18 protein-coding genes are annotated in these 16,801 nt (G+C 47.0%); 16 read left to right on the top strand and 2 right to left on the bottom strand.

What is annotated here, in order from left to right; genetic code table 11:
• Position 1: 1 nt before the first annotated feature.
• From MC24_RS07880 to MC24_RS07870, 3 genes are read left to right on the top strand one after another with little or no spacing between them, the layout of a single operon-like run.
• A complete protein-coding gene (locus MC24_RS07880; protein ID WP_038054317.1) occupies positions 2-433 on the top strand; it encodes a MarR family winged helix-turn-helix transcriptional regulator in 432 nt (143 codons plus the stop codon).
• A gap of 60 nt (positions 434-493) precedes the next feature.
• Positions 494-1,708 carry an S-layer homology domain-containing protein gene (locus MC24_RS07875; RefSeq protein WP_038054315.1) on the top strand — a complete coding sequence of 405 codons (1,215 nt, stop codon included), beginning with the start codon at positions 494-496 and terminating at the stop codon, positions 1,706-1,708.
• Complete coding sequence (locus tag MC24_RS07870) at positions 1,705-2,469, top strand: patatin-like phospholipase family protein (RefSeq protein ID WP_038054313.1); 765 nt, start codon at positions 1,705-1,707, stop codon at positions 2,467-2,469. Before MC24_RS07875 ends, MC24_RS07870 begins: the two co-directional genes overlap by 4 nt.
• Before the next feature lie 25 nt (positions 2,470-2,494).
• Here MC24_RS07870 and MC24_RS09990 read toward each other — a convergent pair whose 3' ends face one another.
• Positions 2,495-2,629, bottom strand: coding sequence for a hypothetical protein (locus MC24_RS09990; protein ID WP_268745485.1), 135 nt, complete (start codon positions 2,627-2,629; stop codon positions 2,495-2,497).
• Between the two features lie 4 nt (positions 2,630-2,633).
• Here MC24_RS09990 and MC24_RS07865 point away from each other — a divergent pair, with 4 nt between their 5' ends.
• From MC24_RS07865 to MC24_RS07805, 13 genes are read left to right on the top strand one after another with little or no spacing between them, the layout of a single operon-like run.
• A complete protein-coding gene (locus tag MC24_RS07865; protein WP_235280353.1) occupies positions 2,634-3,209 on the top strand; it encodes a hypothetical protein in 576 nt (191 codons plus the stop codon).
• Positions 3,206-3,823 (top strand): hypothetical protein, encoded by a 618-nt coding sequence (locus MC24_RS07860; RefSeq protein ID WP_038054308.1) that lies wholly within the window; start codon positions 3,206-3,208, stop codon positions 3,821-3,823. The genes MC24_RS07865 and MC24_RS07860 overlap by 4 nt, the downstream gene beginning before the upstream one ends.
• Positions 3,824-6,415, top strand: coding sequence for a CBS domain-containing protein (locus MC24_RS07855; RefSeq protein ID WP_038054305.1), 2,592 nt, complete (start codon positions 3,824-3,826; stop codon positions 6,413-6,415).
• A gap of 1 nt (position 6,416) precedes the next feature.
• A complete protein-coding gene (locus tag MC24_RS07850) occupies positions 6,417-7,964 on the top strand; it encodes an acyl-CoA carboxylase subunit beta (protein ID WP_038054303.1) in 1,548 nt (515 codons plus the stop codon).
• 9 nt (positions 7,965-7,973) lie between these two features.
• Positions 7,974-8,279 carry an OadG family protein gene (locus tag MC24_RS07845; RefSeq protein ID WP_038054300.1) on the top strand — a complete coding sequence of 102 codons (306 nt, stop codon included), beginning with the start codon at positions 7,974-7,976 and terminating at the stop codon, positions 8,277-8,279.
• Positions 8,255-8,653, top strand: coding sequence for a biotin/lipoyl-containing protein (locus tag MC24_RS07840; protein ID WP_011942895.1), 399 nt, complete (start codon positions 8,255-8,257; stop codon positions 8,651-8,653). Before MC24_RS07845 ends, MC24_RS07840 begins: the two co-directional genes overlap by 25 nt.
• A gap of 12 nt (positions 8,654-8,665) precedes the next feature.
• A complete protein-coding gene (locus tag MC24_RS07835; RefSeq protein WP_038054297.1) occupies positions 8,666-9,118 on the top strand; it encodes a chemotaxis protein CheW in 453 nt (150 codons plus the stop codon).
• A gap of 17 nt (positions 9,119-9,135) precedes the next feature.
• Positions 9,136-10,518 (top strand): cysteine--tRNA ligase, encoded by a 1,383-nt coding sequence (cysS, locus tag MC24_RS07830; RefSeq protein ID WP_038054295.1) that lies wholly within the window; start codon positions 9,136-9,138, stop codon positions 10,516-10,518.
• Positions 10,519-10,529: 11 nt separating this feature from the next.
• The gene (glyA, locus tag MC24_RS07825; protein ID WP_038054293.1) at positions 10,530-11,813 is read left to right on the top strand and encodes a serine hydroxymethyltransferase; all 1,284 of its coding nucleotides are present in this window, start codon (positions 10,530-10,532) and stop codon (positions 11,811-11,813) included.
• The gene (gene upp, locus MC24_RS07820; protein WP_038054291.1) at positions 11,810-12,439 is read left to right on the top strand and encodes a uracil phosphoribosyltransferase; all 630 of its coding nucleotides are present in this window, start codon (positions 11,810-11,812) and stop codon (positions 12,437-12,439) included. The genes glyA and upp overlap by 4 nt, the downstream gene beginning before the upstream one ends.
• A 14-nt stretch (positions 12,440-12,453) precedes the next feature.
• Positions 12,454-14,586, top strand: a complete 2,133-nt coding sequence (rnr, locus tag MC24_RS07815; protein WP_038054288.1) for a ribonuclease R — start codon at positions 12,454-12,456, stop codon at positions 14,584-14,586.
• Positions 14,583-15,002 carry a secondary thiamine-phosphate synthase enzyme YjbQ gene (locus MC24_RS07810; protein ID WP_012310389.1) on the top strand — a complete coding sequence of 140 codons (420 nt, stop codon included), beginning with the start codon at positions 14,583-14,585 and terminating at the stop codon, positions 15,000-15,002. Before rnr ends, MC24_RS07810 begins: the two co-directional genes overlap by 4 nt.
• A gap of 7 nt (positions 15,003-15,009) precedes the next feature.
• Positions 15,010-15,939 (top strand): calcium/sodium antiporter, encoded by a 930-nt coding sequence (locus MC24_RS07805; protein WP_038054285.1) that lies wholly within the window; start codon positions 15,010-15,012, stop codon positions 15,937-15,939.
• Here the strand turns inward: MC24_RS07805 and MC24_RS07800 are convergent.
• Positions 15,936-16,793: a FlgD immunoglobulin-like domain containing protein gene (locus MC24_RS07800; RefSeq protein ID WP_038054283.1), complete on the bottom strand. Its 858-nt coding sequence runs from the start codon at positions 16,791-16,793 to the stop codon at positions 15,936-15,938. The genes MC24_RS07805 and MC24_RS07800 overlap by 4 nt on opposite strands.
• Between the last annotated feature and the right edge of the window lie 8 nt (positions 16,794-16,801).

Genomic DNA, 16,801 nt, shown 5'->3' with positions numbered 1-16,801 from the left:
TGTGAAACAACCCTTTGAAAGAATTCTCAGAGAGATCTGTTTCATGGTGAAGGTGGAAGGCAGGAAGGTGTTGAGAGATTTCGGTATAACACCGGCTCAATTTGACATTCTTCAGAAGATCTATTTCGAAGGTCCCAAACGTCCAGGAGAACTCAGCGCTTTGCTGGGAGTAGCGAAGAGCACGGTGACCGGTCTGGTGAAAAGACTCGAGGCAGACGGTTATCTGACACGCACTCCAGACACTGCGGACCGAAGAGCCTATTTTTTGGTTATAACAAGAAAAGGGGAAGAGGTTATAGAGAAGGTCATCGAACGAAGAGAAAATTTCATCGAGAAGATCACGAGTGATCTTGGTAGGGAAAAATCCTCAAAGATACTCGACTATCTGAAAGAGCTGAAAAGCGCTATGGAGAAAAATTTTTCCAAACAATAAACCGGTTGTTCACGGGGTGTTTTCAAGGATGTTTTAAGGTTGAAGAGGGAGGTGAAGTCTTTGAAAAAGATACTTGTTTTTGGGTTGACAGTGATGAGCGTTCTCCTGCTTTCACAGAACATAAAGGATTTAGAGCCAGGATCTCCGTTTTTCGACGCTGTGAATTACGTGGTGAAAGCGAGCATCATGGAACTTGATGACAAGGGGAATTTCAGGGGAGCGCTTCTTGTGACTCGCTACGACATAGCGCAGTACATCTACAGATTGGTCATGAGATTCGAACTTGAAAAATTCAAGGAAAAACTCCCGCTACTCGATGAGCTCGATATTGTAAAGACGGCCACGATCGCTCTCGATGAACGAACCTCTAATCTGGAAAAGAACTACAATTCTTTGAACTCTCGAGTTGATTCTGCTGTACTCGAAATTACCTCCACGGCGAGTGAAGTTTTAGAGTTGAAGACAAAAGCTGATTCTCTGGAGGAAGCGTTCAACAATCTCTCGCTGGCTTTCACCAGCTTCAAGCAGGAAACAGCCGGGATAGATTCGGAGATACTGAGGAGAATAGACGTTGTCGAAAAAAACCTTAAGAAGCTTGAAGAGAGTGCACAACAGAATTCCTCAAGGCTGACTCTTTTGGAAAAGAATCTGGAGAACGTGTCAAGAGAGATAGCTTCTCTTGAAGAAGCAATCACTCAGCTCAGTTCAGATACGCGCAATCTTCTCACCTGGAAACAGAACGCAGGCGAAGACATCCTCATGTTGAAAGGACGAACAGGAGGCCTTTCAGAACAACTGGATCAACTTCGCAAAGAATTGGACTCACTTTCCTCGGATGTGGTGAATCTGAAGAACGAAGTGAATCAGAAAGTTTCTGCTGTTTCCAGCAAAATCTCCACTCAGGAGGAGAGAGTTTCTGATCTGGAAAAGAGTATCTCTCAAATGACAACAAAATTTCAAACACTGGAGTCCAGCGTGGAAAACCTGAAAAGTGATCTGGAAAACCTGAATAAACGTTTCTCCGGATTGGAAGAATCCGTTGCTGAAGATCAACAAAACAGAACGACGATGGAGAGTGAAATCCAGGATCTCAAAAAGCAGGTGATCGATCTTTCAAAGAGGATCGAAAGACTCTCTTCGGACCTGACAGTACTCTCTCAGAAAGTGGAAGAAAAAGAGAAATCTTCGCTCCAGATGGACACCGGCACGTTGATGATGATCGGTGCAGGAGCGCTTGCTCTTCTTCTGGGAATCCTTCTTCTTGCGGGGCGATGAATGTGGTGAAAGGAGTAGCGTTCGCGGCGGGAGGAGTCAAAGGAGCGGCTCACATTGCTTTCCTGGAAAGATCTGGGGACGTGTTCGATGTGGTCACTGGATCATCGATAGGAGCCATCGTAGGGGGACTGTACGCACTCTACGGAGATCCCGCTCTGGTGAAGGATGTCACCTTTTCTCTCATGAAGAAACACTTTGAGGATCTGGAAAAGATGGAATCGGAGAACACCTGGAGAGGGTTGTTTCAACGTTCTCTTTTTAAAGCAGATCTTCTGTTTTCTGTTCTCAAGGAGGTTTTTGGTAGAAAGAAATTCTCTGACTGCAAGAAAACACTCGGTGTTGTGATTTTCGATACAGAAAACTTGGATTCTCTCCTTGTGACAGAAGGCTTTCTGATAGATGCCATCGTGGCGAGCAGTTCTGTACCGGGATATTTCGAGCCGATCTGGATAGGAGGTACTCCCTGTCTGGACGGTGGGGTTCTTGCACCCACACCGGTTTCTCAGGCACGAGAACTCGGAGCGGATTTCGTTGTGGCTTCCGCTTTCAACAGAGAGAAAAAAGAAGGATTTAAAAACCATTTCGAAATGTTCTTTGCAATGGACAGATGGAAGGAGATACTCCTGGAGAGGGAAGAGCTTTCAAAGGCGGATTTTGTGGTGATACACGATGTGAACGAGTCCTGGAACGCTTTCGATAAGTACGAAGAAATCTACAGAAAAGCACTTAGAAATTTGAAGGGAGTGATTTTACCCTGGTAATCGCGTTCGGTGGGGACAGCGGTGCTTATCTGGGAGTTACAGGAGTGCTGAAATTTTTAAAAGATTCGAAAGTCGATTTCACAGCGAGGTGCTGTGGGATTTCTTCTATTCCCTGCGCTCTTTTTTTCCTCACAAGATCTGCTAACAGGACATACTCCATCTTGGTGAAGGAATGGAAGAACATTGAGAAACTTCTCGATCCATTCTTCACGAATGGTATAGACCAGATTTCTATGCTCGATGCTCTTCGGATACTGATGAGAATCGGTGACACGTTGAACGGTGTTCGAAATCACGAGCGCCTGTACAGGTACATAGATTCGCTGTTCCCTGCGCAGAAAATCCCAGGAGGTCTTGAAATCTGGGCTTTCGATCTTTTCGAAGGAAAGGAAGTGGTCTTCAAAGAGGGTGACGATCTGAGAAAAGCGCTCAAGATTTCTCTTTCCTTTCCGATACTCTACCGTCCGTACGAAGACAGGTACGTCCCCATCACTTGGATCACGGGAGTTCCCGAAGGAGAACTTATGGTCCTGTTCGATATAGAAAAAGAAACGCATTCTCCAAGAAACGCACTCGAGTACCTGTTTTTATCGACAACAGCAAGAACAAAGCATCTGGAGAGAGAAAGAACAAAAAAAGCTAAGTGTTTGAGGATATCGTGCTCTTCCCTTTCGCCGGTTTCTACAACGAGACGCGCTTACGAAGAGTTTCCCAGATTCTTCGAGGAGGTGTTTGTGTGAAAAAATCGTTGATCACATTCTTCATCCTTGTGAGTCTTCTCGCATTTTCGAAAACGATTCACATAAAGGCGGATTTTGTGAAACCTTCCGATGAAAGGATAGAGTATTCCGGAAACGTTGTTCTCAAGATCGAAGAAGAGAAATTCACTCTAACTGCCGAGAGTTTGATCGTGAAAAAACTGAGTGGAAAGTGGAGAATAACAGAAGCGAGTTCATCTGTGACTGTGACCCTTGAAGACGGGAAACTGAAAGGAGACAGTCTCATTTACGATGTGGAGACCAGAGTGGGAACCATCACAGGGAGTGTGGAAGGTGAGTTCATCGATAAGACCAGCACGGAAACGATCTATATAGAGTGCGAACAAATCACCTTCGATCTTGAAAAAGACGTTTTTCATGGAGTTGGAGAGGTGAGGATTCTGAAAGGTTCAGTTGAGGTAAGTTCCGAAGAGGTGGTTTACAGAAGAAAAGACGGTATCATAGAGCTCCTCCACAGTGTGAGGTTGAAGGATAAAGAAAAAGATCTGGAGATGGAGGCAGAGAAAGTGACAATGGATCTTGAAGAAGATACAATGGAAGCGAGTTCTGTGACTGTAACCTTAGAGGTGGAGTGAATGAGAGTCATCACCACACACAGATCACCCGATTTCGATGCCTTCGCTTCCTGTGTCGCGGCGAAGAAGCTGTTTGATGACCACATCATAGTTCTGCCTTCCAATCCGGCGAGGAATCTCTCCGATTTCCTCAAAGTCTATTTGGATCACTTTGAATTCATCTGGGATCACGAGTTTGAAGGCGAGGTCACAGAACTCGTGATCGTCGACACACCTTCTCCGGATCGGATTCCAGAGAATATCAGAGAGAAAAGTCAAGGAGCGAAGATAACAGTTTACGATCACCATGTGGATGAAAGTCCATACGATGGAATAGTATCGAAGGTGGGAGCCACGATAACGATACTCGTTGAGCTCATTCGAGATAAAAATATACCACTGGATCCCACCGAAACCACTCTCTTCATGATCGCTCTCTACGACGACACGGGAAATCTACTCTTTTCTTCAACCACACCGCGGGATCTGGAGATAGCGAAGTTTCTTCTGGAAAACGGTGCAAATCTCGATGAAGTGGCACTTTACACAAGAGAAGAGCTCACTCCTAAGCAGATGGAACTGCTGGACGAACTGATAGAGAACGCTCGTGACTATGAAGTGAACGGTGTCCCGATAACCATTTCAGTGATGGAGTGCGAGGACTTTGTGGGAGGATTGGGGCTGATTGTGAGTAAGGTCTGGGAGATGCTGGGAAAGGAAACCTTCATAGCGATTGTGAAGATGGGGAAAAAGATCTACGTTATTGGAAGAACCGGTTCACCCGACGTGGATCTCGGCTCTTTCATGAGAGACCTCGGAGGAGGCGGGCACACGAGGGCAGCCTCCGCAACTATCACCGGAAAAGAGATCGACGAGGTTCTGAAAGAGGTTTTGAATAAACTCCACGATCATGTGGTTCCTCTCCTTCGCGCAAGAGATATCATGTCCTCTCCCGTGAAGGTGGTCCTCTCTGACATGACGATAGGAGAAGTGGATAGATTGATGAAGCAAACCGGACACAGTGGATTTCCAGTTGTTGAGGGGAACAGGCTGATAGGTATTGTTACGAAGAAAGCAGTTGAGAAGGCGATGAACCATGGTCTGGGTGACAGGCCTGTGAAGTCCATCATGTCGACGAACCTGGTGGTGGCGACTCCTGATACTCCTGTGACCAGGTTGAGAGAACTCATGGTGGAACACGCCATCGGACGAATTCCTATACTGGAGAACGGCATTCTCGTGGGCATCGTAACGAGAAGTGACGTTCTGAGGGCGATATTCGGGAAACCCTTCAAAAAATACGTGATGCCGGTGTTTCAGGCGAACGGACAGATATTCAGAGATGTTTCAAAGCTCCTCGTAGAACGGGTAGATCCGAAGATCTTGAATCTTTTCAGACTTCTCGGGAAGTTCGGTGATGAGGTGAACATGCCCGTTTATGTCGTGGGGGGCTTCGTTCGTGATCTTCTCCTCGGCATAGAGAATCTCGATATAGACATCGTTGTTGAGGGAAACGCTCTGGAATTTGCCGAATACGCCGGTCGTTTTTTGCCCGGAAAGATGGTGAAACACGATAAATTCATGACCGCTTCTCTTTTTTTGAAGGGAGGTCTCAGAATAGACATCGCAACGGCGAGGTTGGAGTACTACGAATCACCCGCTAAGCTCCCCGATGTGGAGATGAGTACGATAAAGAAAGATCTCTACAGGAGAGATTTCACGATAAACGCGATGGCTATAAAGCTTAACTCGAAAGATTTCGGACTGCTGATCGATTTCTTTGGGGGATACAGGGATCTGAAAGAAGGAGTAATACGGGTCCTTCACACCCTGAGTTTTGTAGACGATCCCACAAGGATTCTGCGTGCCGTTCGTTTTGAACAACGTTTTGACTTCAGAATCGAAGAAACAACAGAGAGGCTCCTGAAACAGGCTGTTGAAGAAGGATACCTTGAGCGAACAACTGGTCCACGCCTCAGACAGGAATTGGAGAAAATACTCGAAGAGAAAAACCCTCTGAAGTCAATCAGGAGGATGGCGCAATTCGATGTGATAAAACATCTGTTCCCAAAAACCTATTACACCCCTTCCATGGACGGAAAGATGGAAAATCTCTTCAGAAACATTCCGTGGGTGGAGGAGAACTTCGGAGAAGTTGACAAATTCTACGCAGCGCTCCACGTGTTTCTCGAGTTCTACGACGATGAGAGCTGGAAAGAAGTGAGAGATAGATATTCTCTTCGCCGAAACCTGATAAACGAAATCAGACACGTGGAAAAGAGTGCACCCGCTCTTCTGGAGATGCTTTCGGAAAGGGTTCCTGTTTCTTTTGTTTATCCTCTTGTGAAGGGAGTCTCGAGCGAGACGATCTGTCACTTCCTGGCGTATCTCAGCGGTGAGAAAGAAGAGTTGTTCAAATCCTATCTTCTGAAGATAAAGAACACGAAGCTCGAAAAGATAAACGGGGAGTATCTCATCAGAAAAGGGATAACATCCGGTAAAATAATTGGAGAGGTTCTCGAGAAGATTCTCATGAGAAAACTCGATGGAGATACAAGAGATGAAGAGGAGATACTGAAGGAAGTCCTGGCATCATTAGAAACGGAGGGATAAGATGAGTCTGAGGGATAAGATCGAAGAATTGAAGAAAATCGAGAAGGAGATTGAACAAGGTGGCGGTCCTGAGAAAGTAGAAAAACAGCATGAGTCTGGAAAACTCACTGCCTGGGAAAGATTAGAACTGCTCCTCGATCCTGGAACGTTCGTGGAAATCGACAAATTTGTGGAACACAGAAACACGTACTTTGGACTCGACAAGGTGAAACTTCCAAGGGACGGAGTCATTACGGGTGTTGGTGAGATAAACGGAAGAAAAGTCGCCGTTTTTTCTCAGGATTTCACGGTGATGGGCGGCTCACTGGGAGAAATGCACGCGAAAAAGATCGTAAAACTCCTCGATCTGGCCCTCAAGATGGGAATACCAGTGATTGGCATAAACGATTCTGGAGGCGCACGAATTCAGGAAGGTGTGGATGCACTCGCCGGTTACGGCGAGATATTTCTAAGAAACACCCTCGCTTCCGGTGTGGTACCACAGATCACCGTGATAGCCGGTCCTTGTGCTGGTGGCGCTGTTTATTCGCCCGCACTCACCGATTTCATCGTGATGGTAGACCAGACCGCCAGGATGTTCATAACGGGGCCGAACGTGATAAAAGCGGTAACGGGTGAAGAGATCTCCCAGGAGGATCTGGGAGGGGCCATGGTTCACAATCAAAAGAGTGGGAACGCTCACTTTCTGGCAGACAACGACGAAAAGGCTATGTCTCTGGTGAGGACACTCCTCTCGTACCTTCCCTCCAACAACGCCGAAGAACCACCCGTTGAAGATCCCGATACCAGTCTGGAAACTCCAGAGGACATTCTCGATATCCTTCCGGACAATCCGAACAAAGGGTACGATGTGAGGGAAGTCATCAAAAGGGTCGTGGATCACGGAGAGTTCTTCGAAGTTCAGCCGTACTTTGCGAAGAACATCGTCATAGGCTTTGCCAGGATTCAGGGAAAAACAGTGGGAATAGTGGCGAATCAGCCTTCCGTGTTCGCCGGTGTTCTGGATATCGATTCCTCAGACAAGGCGGCACGTTTCATCAGATTCCTCGACGCCTTCAACATTCCTATTCTGACCTTCGTGGATACCCCTGGTTATCTCCCAGGTGTTGCTCAAGAGCACGGTGGCATCATAAGACACGGAGCGAAGATGCTCTACGCATACAGCGAGGCAACGGTTCCAAAGATTACGGTTATTCTTCGAAAGGCCTATGGAGGAGCGTACATCGCCATGGGTAGCAAACACCTGGGAGCGGATATGGTTCTTGCCTGGCCGTCCGCCGAGATTGCGGTCATGGGGCCTGAAGGAGCGGCGAATATTATCTTCAAGAAGGAAATAGAGGCTTCTTCCAACCCCGAAGAAACGAGAAGAAAGCTCATTGAAGAATACAAACAGCAGTTCGCGAATCCTTATATAGCGGCGAGTAGAGGATACGTGGACATGGTGATAGATCCGAGAGAGACAAGGAAGTACATAATGAGAGCCCTTGAGGTTTGTGAGACGAAAGTTGAGTACAGACCGAAGAAGAAGCATGGAAACATCCCTCTGTGAGGTGAGGTAATGATCACCATCTTTCTGTTCGGAATAGTGACGGTATTTTTTGTATTTCTTATTCTGTACTTATTCTCTATTGTCTTGAAGTTTTTCTCAGGAAAAGAGAGACCCGCTGTTGTTGAAGAGAAGAAAATCAGGTATTCAAGGGAGAACGAAGAAATAATAGCGGTTATCTCGGCGGTGCTTTCACAAATAATCGAAGGTGACTACAGAATAGTTTCTGTGAAAAAAAGCAGAGAAAAACGAGGATACGAGGCATGGAGAAAAACTGGCTGGAGGAGGAGAAGATGGTCAGAAAGTTCAGAGTGGTAGTGAACGGAAAGGAGTACATTGTGGAAGTAGAGGAGATAGGAAACGTTAGCAAAAAAGAATCGACAAAACCATTGAAAGAAGTATCTCAGAGGGTTGTTCAGGAAATTCCTAAGGAAGAACCAAAACCGGTTGTGGTAGAAAGAGAAGAATCTTCGGAGGAAGAAAAACTGGTTAAGGCCCCTATGGCCGGGATCGTTCTGAAGGTACTCGTAAAAGAGGGTCAAAAAGTGAGCGTGGGAGATAAACTACTCGTTTTTGAAGCTATGAAGATGGAAAACGAGCTTCAGTCCGAGTTTTCTGGGACAGTAAAAGAGATCCTTGTGAAAGAGGGAGACAACATAGAAACGGGTCAGATACTCATGAAAATCGTGTGAGGGGGGATGGAGATGGAACTGAAGGTGGTGACGTTCAAGCTGGGAAACCAAGTGTTCGGCGTGGACATCATGAAAGTGGAGAGCATAGTCGAAGTGGAAAGGATCGTTCCCGTTCCAGAGACGGCGGAGTACATAGAGGGAGTCATGAACCTCAGAGGGAGAATCATTCCGGTGGTGAATCTCAGAAAGAAGTTCAAGATGCCAGATATAGATGACAAGAAGAAGGCGAAGATCATTGTTTCGATGGTGAAAGACACGCTGATCGGTTTCTTGGTGGACGACGTGAGCGAGGTTCTGACGCTTACAGAGAGCGATATCGAACAACCTCCTCAGAATCTCGCAGGAAAAGGGAAGAGCTACATTCTCGGGTTTGCAAAGGTCCGTGACGATATCGTGATCATTTTGAACATAGAAGAGGTTCTCACTTCGGAGGAACTGGTGGAGATCAGCAATATAAACATATGAAAGCTGGAGGTGCATCGATGAGAATAACCAACACCATGACAGGAAAAAAAGAAGAATTTGTGCCTATTCAACCTGGTGTTGTGAGGATGTACGTGTGTGGACCCACCGTGTACGACCTCATCCACGTGGGAAACGCGAGACCCGCAGTGGTATTCGATGTGTTCAGAAGGTATCTCGAATACAGGGGATACAGGGTCATAATGGTTCAAAATTTTACGGATATAGACGACAAGATCATAAACAAGGCGAATCAGCTCGGTGTCGACTACCAAACCGTGGCGGATACCTTCATAGCCGAGTACTGGAGAGATGCTCATGCCCTCGGTATAAGACCGGCGAATTTTCACCCCAGGACCACCGATTTCGTTGATGATATTGTTGAGATAATAGAGAGACTCGTAGAAAAAGGTTTTGCGTATCAAACGGAAACGGGTGTCTATTTCGATGTGAGAAAGTTTGAAAAATACGGTGAACTCTCTAAAAAGAAAATAGATGATCTCATCGCGGGTGCCAGAGTCGAGGTAGACGAAACGAAGAAGTTTCCTCTCGATTTCTCGCTCTGGAAAAAAGCCAAACCTGGTGAACCTTGCTGGAAGTCCCCCTGGGGAGAAGGAAGACCAGGATGGCACATAGAGTGTACGGTTATGTCCGTGAAAATCCTGGGAGAGAGTTTCGATATACACGCGGGTGGGGAAGATCTCGTGTTTCCGCACCACGAGAACGAGAAAGCCCAGACCGAAGCCCTGACCGGTAAAGTTTTCGCGAGATACTGGATGCACAACGGCATGGTCAGGTTCCTTGGTGATAAGATGAGCAAATCGACAGGAAACATCTTCACCGTCCGTGAAGCCGTGAAAAAGTACGGTAGAGACGGTTTGAGATACATGATTCTCTCGAAACACTACAGGTCACCGATGGACTTCTCTGAAGATCTTCTTCAGGATTACTCAAGGGCGGTCAGACGCGTCTGGGAGATTCTTGGGCGATATGAAAAATCTGGAGAAACCGGAATACCCAAGAGAAACACCATCTATGAGGAGTACGTGAGTCGTTTTGTGGAAGCCCTTGACGACGATTTCAACACACCGGTGGCGGTGTCGTTGATTTTTGAACTTGCAAGAAACCTCAGCAAGGCGATGGATGACAACGACCGTGAAAATGCCCTTCTGTACTATCACCTGATCAGAAGAGAGTTTGGACCCGTTCTGGGACTTTTCGATCTCAACGAAGAGAAAAAAGAAGTTTCCTCAGAAGAACTACTCAAACTGCTGATAGAAGTGAGAGATGTCCTGAGGAAGGAGAAAAGATACGATCTTTCTGATCGAATAAGAGATCACCTCAGAGAGATTGGAATCGTTTTGAAGGATACCCCTTCGGGGACAGAATACACTGTCAAGTGAGGTGATTTTTCGTGTGGAAACATGTAAAACAGGTTGATCCCGAGATATACGAGGTTCTTGTGGGCGAGTTGAAGCGCCAAGAGTACGGTCTGGAGCTGATCGCCTCTGAGAACTTCGCGTCACTCGCTGTCATAGAGACCATGGGAAGCATGCTCACCAACAAGTACGCAGAAGGATACCCGAAGAAGAGGTACTACGGTGGTTGCGAGTGGGTGGATCGAGCAGAAGAACTCGCCATAGAGAGGGCAAAGAAGTTGTTTGGTGCTAAATTTGCAAACGTTCAGCCACACTCCGGATCTCAGGCGAACATGGCGGTTTATCTGGCACTCGCCCAACCCGGAGACACGATCATGGGAATGTCCCTGTCACACGGGGGCCATCTCACCCATGGAGCACCGGTGAATTTCTCAGGGAAGATCTTCAAGGTGGTACCCTACGGAGTCAATCTGGAAACGGAAACGATAGATTACGACGAAGTCAGAAGACTCGCTCTGGAACACAAGCCGAAGATAATCGTTGCGGGTGGAAGCGCTTACGCCAGAATCATCGACTTCAAGAGATTCAGAGAGATCGCCGATGAGGTTGGAGCGTACCTGATGGTGGATATGGCTCACTTCGCCGGACTCGTCGCGGCGGGAATTCATCCGAATCCTTTGGAGTACGCCCATGTGGTGACTTCCACCACTCACAAGACTCTCAGGGGTCCCAGGGGTGGCTTGATCCTCACGAACGATCCAGAGATCGCCAAAGCCGTGGATAAAACCATATTCCCCGGTATTCAGGGCGGGCCTCTCATGCACGTCATAGCGGCGAAAGCCGTCTGTTTCAAGGAAGCCATGACGGAGGAGTTCAAAGAATATCAGAAACAGGTAGTCAAAAATGCTAAAAAGATGGCTGAAGAGTTCCAGAAACGAGGTTACAGAATCGTTTCTGGAGGAACCGATACACACCTGTTCCTGGTGGATCTCACACCAAAAGACATAACTGGTAAAGCCGCAGAGAAGGCTCTGGAAAGCTGCGGAATCACGGTGAACAAAAACACCATTCCCAACGAAAAGAGATCGCCGTTTGTGGCGAGCGGTATCAGAATAGGAACACCCGCTGTTACAACCCGCGGGATGAAGGAAGAAGAGATGGAAGAGATCGCCGAGATGATAGACCTGGTTCTTTCGAACGTGACCGATGAAAACGGAACGGTGAAACCAGAGGTGAGGGAAGAGGTTTCAAAGAGGGTAATGGAACTCTGTGAGAGATTCCCTCTGTACCGAGACAAGATCGAAGGGGTGGAAATATGAAGAATCTCGTTGTAGTTGACCATCCCCTCATAAAGCACAAACTCACGATCATGAGAGACAAGAACACCGGTCCGAAGGAGTTCAGAGAACTGCTCAGAGAGATAACCCTCCTCCTCGCGTACGAAGCCACGAGACATTTGAAGTGCGAGGAAGTAGAGGTGGAAACTCCCATAACGAAAACGATCGGATACCGTATAAACGATAAGGATATCGTGGTGGTTCCTATTCTCAGAGCCGGTCTTGTGATGGCGGATGGTATTCTTGAATTACTTCCAAACGCGTCTGTGGGACACATAGGAATATACAGAGATCCAGAAACACTTCAGGCAGTGGAATACTATGCCAAACTGCCTTCTCTCAACGATGATAAAGAAGTGTTCCTATTGGATCCCATGCTGGCAACGGGTGTTTCTTCAGTAAAGGCCATTGAGATTTTGAAAGAGAACGGGGCGAAGAAGATCACACTGGTGGCTCTGATCGCGGCTCCAGAGGGAGTGGAAGCGGTGGAAAGAAAATACAAAGATGTTAAAATCTACGTTGCGGCATTAGACGAGCGCCTCAACGATCACGGTTACATCATTCCTGGTCTTGGAGATGCGGGCGACAGACTCTTCAGGACAAAATAAGAGAAGGTGAGTGCATGAGTTCAATAAAAAAGGGAGATGTTGAAAGATTCATACTTTCAGATGATTACAAACCCATGGTGTTGAAAGAACTCTACAAAAAGTTCAGGGCAAAGACAAGAGAAGAGAGAAGAAAAGTGAGAGAAGTTGTGAAAAAACTGGAAAAAGAAGGAAGGATCTTCAGAGACAGCAGGGGAAGATACAGAAAACTCGGTGAAGATCTCAAAGTAGGAACGATCGAATTCACGCGAAGCGGCTACGTAGCCTTTGTCATAACGGACGAGTTTGAAGAAATCGCCGTTCCCATTGAAGACACGAAGTACGCCATGCATAAAGACAGGGTAGTTGTTGAGATATCAGGGACCTGGAGGGGCCTTCCAAGAGGTAGGGTTGTAAAAGTTCTCGAACGTGGTCTCACGAGGGTTGTCGGTGTTTTTGATCACAAAGGAACCTTTGGATTTGTTGTGCCGGATGACCCGAAGATATCGTACGATTTCTACGTGGCACCCGAGAACATCGACGGTGCGAAACCCAACCAGAAAGTGATAGCAGAGATCCTGAAATATCCTTCTCCCGGAAAGAACCCAGAGGCGAAGGTTGTGAAAGTGCTCGGTGATCTCGACGATCCTTCCATCGACCTTCCAAGTGTCATAGTGAAACACGATCTTCCAGAACCGGGTGAATTCCCGGAAGAGGTCATAAGAGAGGCAAACGCGATACCGGCCAGGGTGAGAAAGAAAGATCTTGCCGGCAGGAAAGACTTGAGAGACAAGGTCATCGTCACTATAGATGGTGAAGATGCGAAGGACTTCGACGATGCCATCTCTGTGGAAAAACTTCCGAACGGAAATTACCTCCTTGGAGTTCACATAGCGGACGTTTCACATTACGTGAAAGAAGGTTCCGCACTGGATCAGGAAGCCTTCAAGAGGGGAACGAGTGTGTATCTCATAGATACCGTGATTCCAATGCTTCCCTTCAGACTGTCCAACGGTATCTGCAGTCTCGTGGAAGGAAAAGACAGACTCACCATGAGTGTGGAGATGGAGATAGACAGAGATGGACGGGTCGTGAGATACGATGTCTATCCGAGTGTGATAAAGAGCAAAAAGAGGATGATCTACGAGAGGGTGAACGAATTTCTGGAGGATCCCTCTTCGATGAAGGAGTACGAACCGTTCAAAGAGCTCATATACAACGCGGTGGAACTTGCGGAGATATTGAGAGAAGCACGAAGAAAGCGTGGAGCCATTCTGGATATAGAAAGTGACGAGGTGAAAGTCATACTGGATGAGAACGGTCAGGTGATGGATATCGTTCCAAGAAAAAGAGGTGTGGCGGAGAAATTGATAGAGGAATTCATGATCAGAGCGAACGAGACGGTGGCCGAGATATTCGATCACGCTGGACTTCCTTTCATGTATCGTGTACACGAGGAGCCCGATCCCGAGACCATTTTCCAGTTGAGGAACTATCTTGAAGCGATGGGAATAAGAACGAATTTCCCACAGAATATACATCCGGGAATGCTCCAGAAGCTTCTGGAGAAGGTTAAAGATCATCCTTTGAGAAGTAGTGTGGAGAGACTCCTCGTCAGATCCATGAAGAGAGCGATGTACTCGGCCGTGAACATTGGTCATTTTGGGCTCGCTTCTTACGCCTATACGCATTTCACCTCACCCATAAGAAGGTATCCTGATCTGGTCGTTCACAGACTTTTGAAACTCTACCTTGAACAGAACGGGTATTTCACTCCCGAGCAGATCGAAAAATTCTCCAAAGTGCTTCCAAAGATCGCGAGACACTGTAGTCGAAGAGAAAGAGTCGCGGACGAAGCAGAGTGGGACCTTGTGGCTATGAAGAAGGTGGAATACATAGCTCACCACATAGGAGAGATATTCAACGTTGTTGTGACGAACATCACCAAATTTGGACTGTTTGTGGAGATCCCTGAAAAGAGCATCTCCGGCCTTGTTCACATATCGACACTGGACGACTACTACTACTACGACGAAACAAGAAACATGCTCATCGGAAAGCGAAAGGGAAGGGTCTTCAGGCTGGGAGATGTTCTCAGGGTAAAAGTGATGAGAGCGGACAAGATCAGGGGTGAGATAGACTTTGTGTTGGTGGAGGAGGATGAGGAATGAAGAGTTACAGAAAAGAACTCTGGTTCCACACGAAGAGGAGAAGAGAGTTCATCAACATAACACCACTTCTGGAGGAGTGTGTTAGAGAAAGCGGCATAAAAGAAGGCCTCCTTCTCTGCAACGCCATGCACATAACCGCGAGTGTCTTTATAAACGACGATGAACCAGGTCTTCACCACGATTTCGAGGTGTGGCTCGAAAAACTCGCCCCGGAGAAACCGTACTCTCAGTACAGACACAACGACACTGGAGAAGACAACGCGGACGCTCATCTCAAGCGTACAATCATGGGAAGAGAGGTGGTCATAGCCATCACCGATGGAAAGATGGATCTGGGACCGTGGGAGCAGGTTTTCTACGGTGAGTTCGATGGCATGAGGCCAAAGAGAGTCCTCGTCAAGATCATAGGGGAGTGATGAGGCTGTGTCTTTTCTTCTGACAGCTCTAGGAATAGCGATTCTTGTGATCGGCGCGAACTGGCTCGTTACGGGAGCGTCGTCGCTGGCACTGACACTGGGAATTTCAAAGTTGATCGTGGGGCTTTCAGTTGTCGCTTTTGGAACATCTCTTCCCGAACTTGTTTCTTCTCTTGTTTCCGCCAGTAAGGGATATTCCAGTATAGCGATTTCCAACGTGGTTGGGAGCAACATAGCAAATATTGGTCTCTGCCTTGGGCTTGCTGCCATTCTTCAATCCGTACCGGTGAAGAGAAGCACTGTGAGATCTGAGATTCCGTTCATGATTCTGGTTACCATCTCTTTAATCAGTTTGTTTCTGAAAAATCACTATCTTTCCTGGCACGATGGAGTTGTATTTCTTTCTTTCATGGTAATCTTCATGTATTACCTGATCACTTCAGCGAAGGAAGTGGTGGAAGAGGAACTGGAAGAGATAAAACCACAGAAGAGTGTTGCGACCAGTCTTTTAATGATCGCAGGTGGAGTTCTCGCTCTCTGGCTCGGCGGAGACCTTACCATAGAGAACGCGGTGAAAATAGCCGAGACTTTCGGTCTCTCTCAGGCGTTTATAGGTCTGACTGTGATAGCTGTTGGAACTTCTCTACCGGAACTTATGGTAAGTATCGTCTCGGCGGCGAAAAAGGAGAGTGACATCCTCGTTGGAAACATCGTAGGAAGCAACGTCTTCAACATTCTTTTCATACTGGGAGTGAGCTCGTTCTTCGGAAGATTGACCGTGGATGTCGACTACTCTGTGGATCTCTGGTTTCTTTTCATAACGTCGACTCTTCTCCTCATTTTTGCTGTTTCCAGAAGGAGAATTTCACGCTTCGAAGGGGCAATTTTCCTCATTGTCTACTCTGTGTACGTTTACTTTGTAGTACTCAGAGGTTAATGAACGAGGATCAGAAGAACCATCAGTGCGAGGATCGAACCGATAAACAGTTCTTTGAAGTAGGTGTATTCGCTTCTGTCCACGATCACTTCTTTTTCTACGGATTGTATCTCATCGTCAGTCGAGGCAGTTGCTCTCACCCTGTATCTGCCGTCTGGTGCACCTTTTCCGTCCCAGATCAACCTGTTCGTTCCCTCAGAGCCTTTCAGTTGCTTGAACCAGATGGTTTCTCCTCTGTTGTTCAGGACCTCCACACTCAGGTCTGCGGGTTTGGAGAGGTAAACATAGAACGTGGTTTTATCGTTGTACCAGTCACCGTTCGGTGAGAATCTCTCAGGTTCCACTTTCAAGTCGAGTGCGAGCGCCTTCTCTTCCAGATATATGTTGATTGTATTCTCACTCCTTGGTTTTACCTGGACGGTCACCGTTTCTTCCTTGTATCCCGGTGCTTTGAATGTGAGCGTCACTGTACCGACCGGTACGTAGAGTGTATCTTTGACACTGCGAATATTTCCCAGGTACATACCTTCAGCGAAGACCTCAACAGGGTACACGTTCGAGAAGACTCTCAGAGCTCCCGCTTCTTTCAGATTCGCGAATATAACGAATTCTCCCGGAGATGAGACGATGATTTCACTTTCAAACGGGATGTACCAGCTTTTTCTCACCGTTATGGTGAATTTTCCGGAAGAATTCAATGTGAGTATCATCTGACCGGTCACGTCGACCGTTCCCACGTAGTTTCCGTTTATGAAAACCTGAGAAAGTGGTTCCGAATAAACGATCAGGACGTAATTGTCCGCCAATACGATGCCTGTAATCAGCAGAAAAAGAACCGGTAAAAATCTTCTCATGTTATCCA

The sequence above is a fragment of the Thermotoga sp. Mc24 genome (assembly GCF_000784835.1).
Lineage (GTDB): Bacteria > Thermotogota > Thermotogae > Thermotogales > Thermotogaceae > Thermotoga.
The sequence above is the reverse complement of the archived record's forward strand: the minus strand, read 5'-3'. Positions and strand labels throughout refer to the sequence as shown.